Genomic DNA, 7136 nt, shown 5'->3' with positions numbered 1-7136 from the left:
TTGATTTTCTATCTGGGGATTATGTGTAATATATAATTCTCCTATTTTTGATTTTCTATCTGGGGATTATGTGTAATATATAATTCTCCTATTTTTGATTTTCTATCTGGGGATTATGTGTAATATATAATTCTCCTATTTTTGATTTTCTATCTGGGGATTATGTGTAATATATAATTCTCCTATTTTTGATTTTTTATGTGGGGATTATGTGTAATATATAATTCTCCTATTTTTTTACACAATGTCTTTGTCAGTGAGTGGTGCAGTATTTACATTAACATTTAGCTTGTTTAATAATTTAAAGGAATAATTAGATAATTTATATGCTAAAAATACTATTTTCTACTTAAATAAATATAATCTGCTTTTTAGAGTCATATCGATAGTAATAGAAATTACAGTTTATGTGTCTAATATTTCCAAAAATATTTTTTTCAAACCGGAGGGGTGTGTTTTCATAAAGTCACATTTCACAAAAATTTATTATTAAAGAAATTGAAATATGATATTATAAGAATAATCGTTGGTGATTGTTAATGAATAATAGGATGGAAATTGCTCGTGAGTTTGCTAATGCTATTAAATCAGATAAAATCATTAGAATAATTTTATTTGGGTCTGTTGCTCGTGGTGATGATACAGAAGAATCAGATATTGATATTTTAATTATATCTAATGATTGGGAGCAAATTGATTCATTAATAACTGATGAGGTATTCAAAGTTGTTCTAGATACAGAAGAGCTTATATCTCCATATGTACTGACTGAAAAACAATTTAATGAAACTAAAGATTTCAATTTTTTAACTAATGTTTTAGAGGAGGGCATTATAATTGGATGAAAGTGAAGCATTCATCATTAAAGCCAAAAGCAAATTAAGCTCCAGCAAAGCATTATATGAAATAGGACAATATGGTGACTCTGTTGGAAGATCATACTATGCAATGTTTCTATCAGCAAAAGCATTACTTGTTAGAGATGGTTATGAAGTGAGTTCCCATAGAAATCTAATAAGTATTTTTGGCAGAGAATATGTTAAAAAGGGAGATTTTGATAGCAGTATTGCTAAATATCTTTCAGGCACACAATCTCTAAGAGATAATGCTGATTATGATGCTATTGATACAATTTCAAAAGAAATTGCACAAGGTAGAATCAAACAAGCTGAAAAATTCATCTGTGAAGCTGAAAGGTTATTATAAGAAAACTCTTTTTTTAATTAAATGATAATCATTCTGTTATTTTTGTAAAATGAATAATACAGTAAATAAATATCCAGTAATAATAAGTTCAGCTATAATCATCAACCATAATCATCAACCAAGATCATTTTTTTATTTTTCATTAAAATGCTTTAAATCATAAAATAAGCAATTTAAGAAATTTAAAAAAATTAATCATCAAGTAAAAAAAACATGCTAATCATCAACCACATTAATAAGTTTATGATTCATTTTTCACAACAAATCAATATGATTATAAATTACAGTTTATATGTCTATTGTTCTTCAAATCGTTAAAAAGCATCTTAATTGATTATTTTTTCTTTATTTGTTAGGAACTCCAGTAAATTAATATGTTTTACTCCATCTCGTGATCTATCAAATGGATCCATGGTTATGATATATTTAGGGTAATGGTCTTTAATTTTTGAAAATGGTCTAAACTCCCTTTCGATTGTTTCTTCACTTTCGAGTAAATAACTTACTTGTACGTAGATTGTCTGTTTGTGTTTTCTGCAAACAAAGTCAACTTCAAAATCTTTTGTTTTTCCGATTGTTATTTTCCATCCTCTTCTTAGAAATTCAAAATATACCATGTTTTCTATTACACGCCCTATGTTGTCTTTGTTTCCTTTTGCTTTTGCTTCACAAAAGCCATGGTCGGTTACATAATATTTTTCATTGAATTTTAAAATGCCTTTGCCTTCTAAATCTTCTCTTTTTACTTTTTTTATGAAGCATGCATTTTCCAAGTATTTTAGATAGTTTGTTATGGTTTTGTTTGAAATTTTAAGGTTCATTTCTTCTTTGTAGTATTCTGTAATGCTTGAGGCTGAGAATATGTTTCCTATGTTGTCAAAAATGAATGTTGTTAGTCTTTCTAGAATGTCGATGTCTCGTATTTGGTACCTTCTGACAATATCTTTATAGAAAATTGAGTTGAATAAATCATCGAGATAGTCTATCTTTTGTGTTTCATCAAGCAGAAATGTTTGTGGCATTCCACCATATTGGAGATATTCGTTAAACATGTCTATGCTGCTGGATTTTTGGTGAAAATTGAGAAATTCCTGATAGGAAAATGGATACATTTTTATTTCGAAGTATCTTCCTGTCAAGTGGGTTGCCAATTCTCCAGATAGTAAATTGGAGTTTGAACCTGTGATATAGATGTCACAGTCATAATCTATCTTATATCCTGCAATTGATCGTTCCCATTTTTTTACATTTTGTATTTCATCAAAGAATAGATATACTTTTCCTTTTTTGTTTTTGATTGTTTTTTCAACAATTTTATCTAGTTCATTATTGTTTTTGATGTTTTTATATTTTTTACTGTCGAAATTAATAAGTATGATGTTATGTTCTTTTATTCCTCTTTTAATGAGTTCTTCTTTGATTAATCCTAACATGTATGATTTTCCACATCTTCTAATACCTGTAATCACTTTGATTAACTCATTATCAATTAACGGGATTATTTGCGCCATATATAAATCTCTTTGAACCATAATATTATTATGTATTTTTAGGTATATAAGACTAACTTTTTTAATTTTTTAATATTTTAGTTGTATAATACTAAATTTTGTTAATTTCTCATGAACTTAGGTTTGTATGCCAGACTATATTTTCCATTTTTCAGTCAAATCAATAAGTCTGTTAATTATCGGTTAATATGATTTCAACCTTAATCATCAACCAACAATTTTTTTAATTTTTCATTAAAATGCTTCAAATCATAAAATAACTCTATTAAGGAATTTATAAGAATTAATTATCAATTAAAAGATCATGTTAATCATCAACAACATTTATACCTTTATGATTCATTTTTTATATTCAATCAGTAGTAATATAAATTACAGGTTTTAATGAAAAATCATTAGCGTTTTAAAAAAATAGAAAAAATAGAGAAAAAAACTTTGTTTAAAAAAAATAGAAAAAAATAGAGAAAAAAAACTTTGTTTTAAAAAAATGGTAGTGGCCGGATTCGAACCGGCGAAGCCCTACGGCACAGAACCCTGAATCCTGCATGTTTGACCACTCCATCACACTACCAAAATAGCAATAAAAATTAAAGAATTATAAATAGCTAAAAAGGACAATAAAATTTATTAAATGATTTGAAATAAATTAAAATGGAAAATAAAACTCCACAATAATGATTTGAAATCAATTAAAATGGAAAATAAAATTTATTAAATGATTTGAAATGTAAAAAGGGAAAAATAATAAAAAATTCCCAAGTTTAAATTACTTCAAAATCAATGAGTTTTATCCTATTTGAAACCAAATCAGGATTTTCATAAATTTCCTCTGACAATTTGGTTGTAATATACTTCTTATTGTCATCAGGGAAAACTGTAGCAATCTTTAAATCATCATTATTCATTAAAGCTCCAGCGAGGAAGTTAGCTCCACTTGATATTCCAATTCCCAATCCTAATTCCTTTGCAAATCTTTTGGACATATTTATTGCATCCAAGTCATCAATCAATACAATCTCATCAATCAAATCCTCGTCCACAATTCCAGGAATGAAATCGTCTCCGATTCCTTCAATCATATGACTTCCCTCTTCCATTCCCATTTTAAGAATGGATAATGTAGATGGTTCCAATGCAAATACCTTGGAATCTGGATTATGATCCTTTAGTCTTTTGCCCACTCCCATCAATGTTCCGCCAGTTCCAATTCCTGAAACAAAGGCATTGACATCAGGAAGCGCATCAATTATTTCCTGACCAGTGGTTTCATATTGCGCCTCAACATTTAACTTATTGTCAAATTGAAGAGGCCTATATGCACCAATCTCCTCTGCAATTTCCTCAACAAGTTCAAGAGCCTTTTTAAATCCGCCATCTTCCTTGGAAACAAGATGAACTTCAGCACCATACATTTGAATAAGCTGTCTTCTTTCAAGAGAAACCCAATCAGGCATGAATATATGGACTTCATGACCAAAAAGTGCTCCGATTGCACTGAATGAAATACCTGTGTTGCCACTGGTAACTTCAAAAATAGCTTGACCCTCTTTGAGTTTACCGCATTCCTTTTCCTTTTCAATAATGTATAATGCTATTCTATCCTTAATGCTTCCGGTATAATTATAAAATTCAAGTTTAGTGTAAATGCTCCTTCTTTTTCCCTCAAATTCATAATTAATCTTTATCATTGGCGTATTACCAACCAAGTTTCCTAAATTCATAAGATTACATCCAAATCATAATAAAAATAAATTCAATTAAAGTAAAAATTAATTTAAAGAAATTAATTAAAAGTAAAAATTAAAACTTAATACTATTTACTTTATGTAATTTGATTATAAAATACTTTTTTAAATGAAATTGGAAAATTTGAAATTTTTAAATGAATTTTGTAAAAATTTAAAAAAACATTACTAAAAATCAATGCCAAAAAATAATTAAAAAGTAGTAAAAATAGCTAAAAATAAGTTAAAATAAAATAAAAATATTTAAAATAAATAAAAATAACTAAAAATAAGTTAAAAATAAGTTAAAAATTAATAAAAATAAATAAAAATTGTCTAAAATTTAAAAATAGTTTTGTGTTTAAAAAAAATAAAAAGCTAAGAATAATCTTAGCCATAAAGTTGATGTTCAATAATTTCATCAACCAAATGTAAGAATTGATCCTTAGCCTCATATGGAATCATAGCACCTGCTGCGATGTCATGACCTCCCCCTTGGCCTCCGAAGTTTAAGGAAGCATCAGATAATGCTTTTCCTAAATTAACTCCACGTTCGACCATAGGCCTAGTAGCCCTTCCGGAAACCTTAATGTCCTTATGAAGTCTACTTAAACCAATGACAGGCTTGTCATCATTAAGAATCTTGGCAGACATGCCAACTCCTGCAAGTGTACCCATAAGTGCCTTCAAGACCTTATCCTCACTATACAGATATTGTATACTATTCAATTGAACTGCCCCTTCACGGGAAATCCAATCAAATCCTTTTGTAAGGTCATTTCTATATTCCTTCTGAAGCTTAAGTGCCTTATCCAAGGAATTTTCACGTTCTCCAAGTACAATGCTAAGTGCCAAACCATACTCCTTATTCTTTCCACAAGCGTCAAGAATAGCTGAATATTCCTCCAAGTCACGCAGAACAGGATTTTCCTTGGCAACTGCATAAACGTCACCAAATATTGCAGGATTTACCTTTACAAGCTCATCCTTAACAACATCCTTTTCCTCATCCTCCAAGTCCATAAAGCTTATACCATAAGAGACACCCATCTTTTCAAGGAGCTCTTGGGAGTTTTCCAAACTACCTGTCAATCCAGGCAGCGGCGGATTTAAGGTATATGCAATGGATTTGAACAATGGCTCCTGTGCCTTTGAAACAATTTTCAAACCTTCATGAACTTCCAGATTACCTGATTCCTGACCATCTTTTAGTATTAACTGATTTACACCAGTAAAGCGATTTTGACATTGCATGTCACCAAAAGCACCAATAAGAGCCATATAAGCCAAATGCTTTTTGCCCATGTCCCTAACCACCAAATAGCTAGAGCCTGCACCGCTGATATGACGACTGCCGTCAATACCAAAAAGGTGAGGGTTAACATGAACCAGATTGTCCTTTGGCTTGACTTCGCTAGGCTGGTGATGATCTGCAACAATCACATCACCTTTAAGACGGTTCAATTGCTTAATGCAAGCGCTTCCCATATCTGAAAAGACATATAATTCATACTTTTCACGGGAAACGTCACGAATCACATCCCCTTTAAGACGCGGAACAATGGTTGTATGGAATTGTCCACCTTCTTCCCTAATTGCATTAGCTATAATGCCTGCTGCGGATAAACCGTCAGCATCATTATGAGAAATTAATCTAATAATGTCATCATTTTCGATATGCTTCTTAAGCACATCACAAGCTTCACTCGCTCTTTCAAGCAAAGCATGCTGTTCATCAGCAAGCTTATTTGACGAGAAGTGCTGCTTTTGTTGGATCATATCTCCATCCTTCAGGTAATTGACCATTTTGTGAGTAGTATTTACCTAATCTACGAATTCTGGATTCAATAATAGTTAATCCTCTCTTACCATGAAGGTCCTTAGGGTTTTCTTCCAAATGGTCCCTGATGTTTACTGCCCTTCTGATTAAGTTCATTAAATCTTCAGGGTATTCGTCAGCTTGGTCATTTCTCTTTAAGATTTGTGTGATTTTTTCACCGGTTACTTCCTTAACGCTAGGAATACCGTATTGATCTCTTAAGATTACACCAATTTGACTTGCAGTTTTACCTTCTCTTTTGAATTTAATAATAAATTCTTCAATTTCTTCATTCGAATACATGATCCAGTCAGGTCTTGCCATAAATATCCTCTCCAATAAGTTTTTTGACTATTTATAGTAAGGTCTTTGTAAAATAATTAAAATTAGTTTAAATTAAAAAATAATCACTTTTAATATTTCAAATAATCATTTTTGAGAAAGCTGAAAATAAGACTGCATTATTCAAGCAATCAAATCTCTTAATAATAGTATACCTTATTTTGCCTTTTGTTGCAATTGACGTTTTCGACAAAGATTATGTGCTTAATCGATACACTTTGTACAGACAGGAGATTTTTCCATGTCGGAAAAGTGATTTTTTTGCCGGGTTATACTAGTTGTTATCAGGCTTTTGTGCAATTTTATGAAAAATTTTTCAGGTTTGTATCTTCTTCCAGCGTATGGAGCATGATTTCATGCAGCTGCGGATATTTTTTCTGCATCCGGACTGGCTTGTTTTCCGGTGTCATGAAACACAGGGAAGTCGTCCCCGTACAGCAGATTTCGTCTGTTTCTGCATTGCAGATTTCATAATAGAATGTGTAACGGAAGCCGTTGTACTGCGCCAGTTACACTTTAATCTGAATTTTATCG

The 7136-nt window shown here is 30.7% G+C and carries 6 protein-coding genes and 1 tRNA gene; 2 read left to right on the top strand and 5 right to left on the bottom strand.

Annotation, left to right across the window (positions count from 1 at the left end; all coding sequences use genetic code 11):
- The first annotated feature begins 539 nt into the window (after positions 1 to 539).
- Both Q0138_RS05260 and Q0138_RS05255 read left to right on the top strand, forming a co-directional pair.
- On the top strand, positions 540 to 845 hold the full coding sequence (locus tag Q0138_RS05260; RefSeq protein ID WP_297981779.1) for a nucleotidyltransferase domain-containing protein: 306 nt from the start codon (positions 540 to 542) through the stop codon (positions 843 to 845).
- Positions 838 to 1206: a HEPN domain-containing protein gene (locus Q0138_RS05255; RefSeq protein ID WP_297981777.1), complete on the top strand. Its 369-nt coding sequence runs from the start codon at positions 838 to 840 to the stop codon at positions 1204 to 1206. Before Q0138_RS05260 ends, Q0138_RS05255 begins: the two co-directional genes overlap by 8 nt.
- Before the next feature lie 326 nt (positions 1207 to 1532).
- On the opposite strand, the gene Q0138_RS05250 is transcribed toward Q0138_RS05255, so the two are convergent.
- From Q0138_RS05250 to Q0138_RS05230, 5 genes are all read right to left on the bottom strand, one after another.
- Positions 1533 to 2717, bottom strand: a complete 1185-nt coding sequence (locus Q0138_RS05250; protein ID WP_297981774.1) for an ATP-binding protein — start codon at positions 2715 to 2717, stop codon at positions 1533 to 1535.
- A gap of 488 nt (positions 2718 to 3205) precedes the next feature.
- A tRNA-Leu gene (locus Q0138_RS05245) sits at positions 3206 to 3288 on the bottom strand.
- A 190-nt stretch (positions 3289 to 3478) separates the two neighbouring features.
- Positions 3479 to 4438: a cysteine synthase family protein gene (locus tag Q0138_RS05240; protein WP_297981772.1), complete on the bottom strand. Its 960-nt coding sequence runs from the start codon at positions 4436 to 4438 to the stop codon at positions 3479 to 3481.
- Between the two features lie 393 nt (positions 4439 to 4831).
- On the bottom strand, positions 4832 to 6163 hold the full coding sequence (locus tag Q0138_RS05235) for a DHH family phosphoesterase (RefSeq protein ID WP_297981781.1): 1332 nt from the start codon (positions 6161 to 6163) through the stop codon (positions 4832 to 4834).
- Positions 6164 to 6185: 22 nt separating this feature from the next.
- Positions 6186 to 6584, bottom strand: a complete 399-nt coding sequence (locus tag Q0138_RS05230) for a 30S ribosomal protein S15 (protein WP_297981771.1) — start codon at positions 6582 to 6584, stop codon at positions 6186 to 6188.
- Positions 6585 to 7136 lie beyond the last annotated feature (552 nt).

It is taken from the genome of uncultured Methanobrevibacter sp. (genome assembly GCF_937906425.1).
Lineage (GTDB): Archaea > Methanobacteriota > Methanobacteria > Methanobacteriales > Methanobacteriaceae > Methanobrevibacter.
This window is presented reverse-complemented; position numbering and strand designations above follow the sequence as displayed.

Coding starts and splice junctions, on each gene's coding strand:
- Q0138_RS05260 (WP_297981779.1), top strand. CDS start 540: ATGAATAATAGGATGGAAATTGCTCGTGAGTTTGCTAATGCTATTAAA.
- Q0138_RS05230 (WP_297981771.1), bottom strand. CDS start 6,584: ATGGCAAGACCTGACTGGATCATGTATTCGAATGAAGAAATTGAAGAA.
- Q0138_RS05240 (WP_297981772.1), bottom strand. CDS start 4,438: ATGAATTTAGGAAACTTGGTTGGTAATACGCCAATGATAAAGATTAAT.
- Q0138_RS05250 (WP_297981774.1), bottom strand. CDS start 2,717: ATGGCGCAAATAATCCCGTTAATTGATAATGAGTTAATCAAAGTGATT.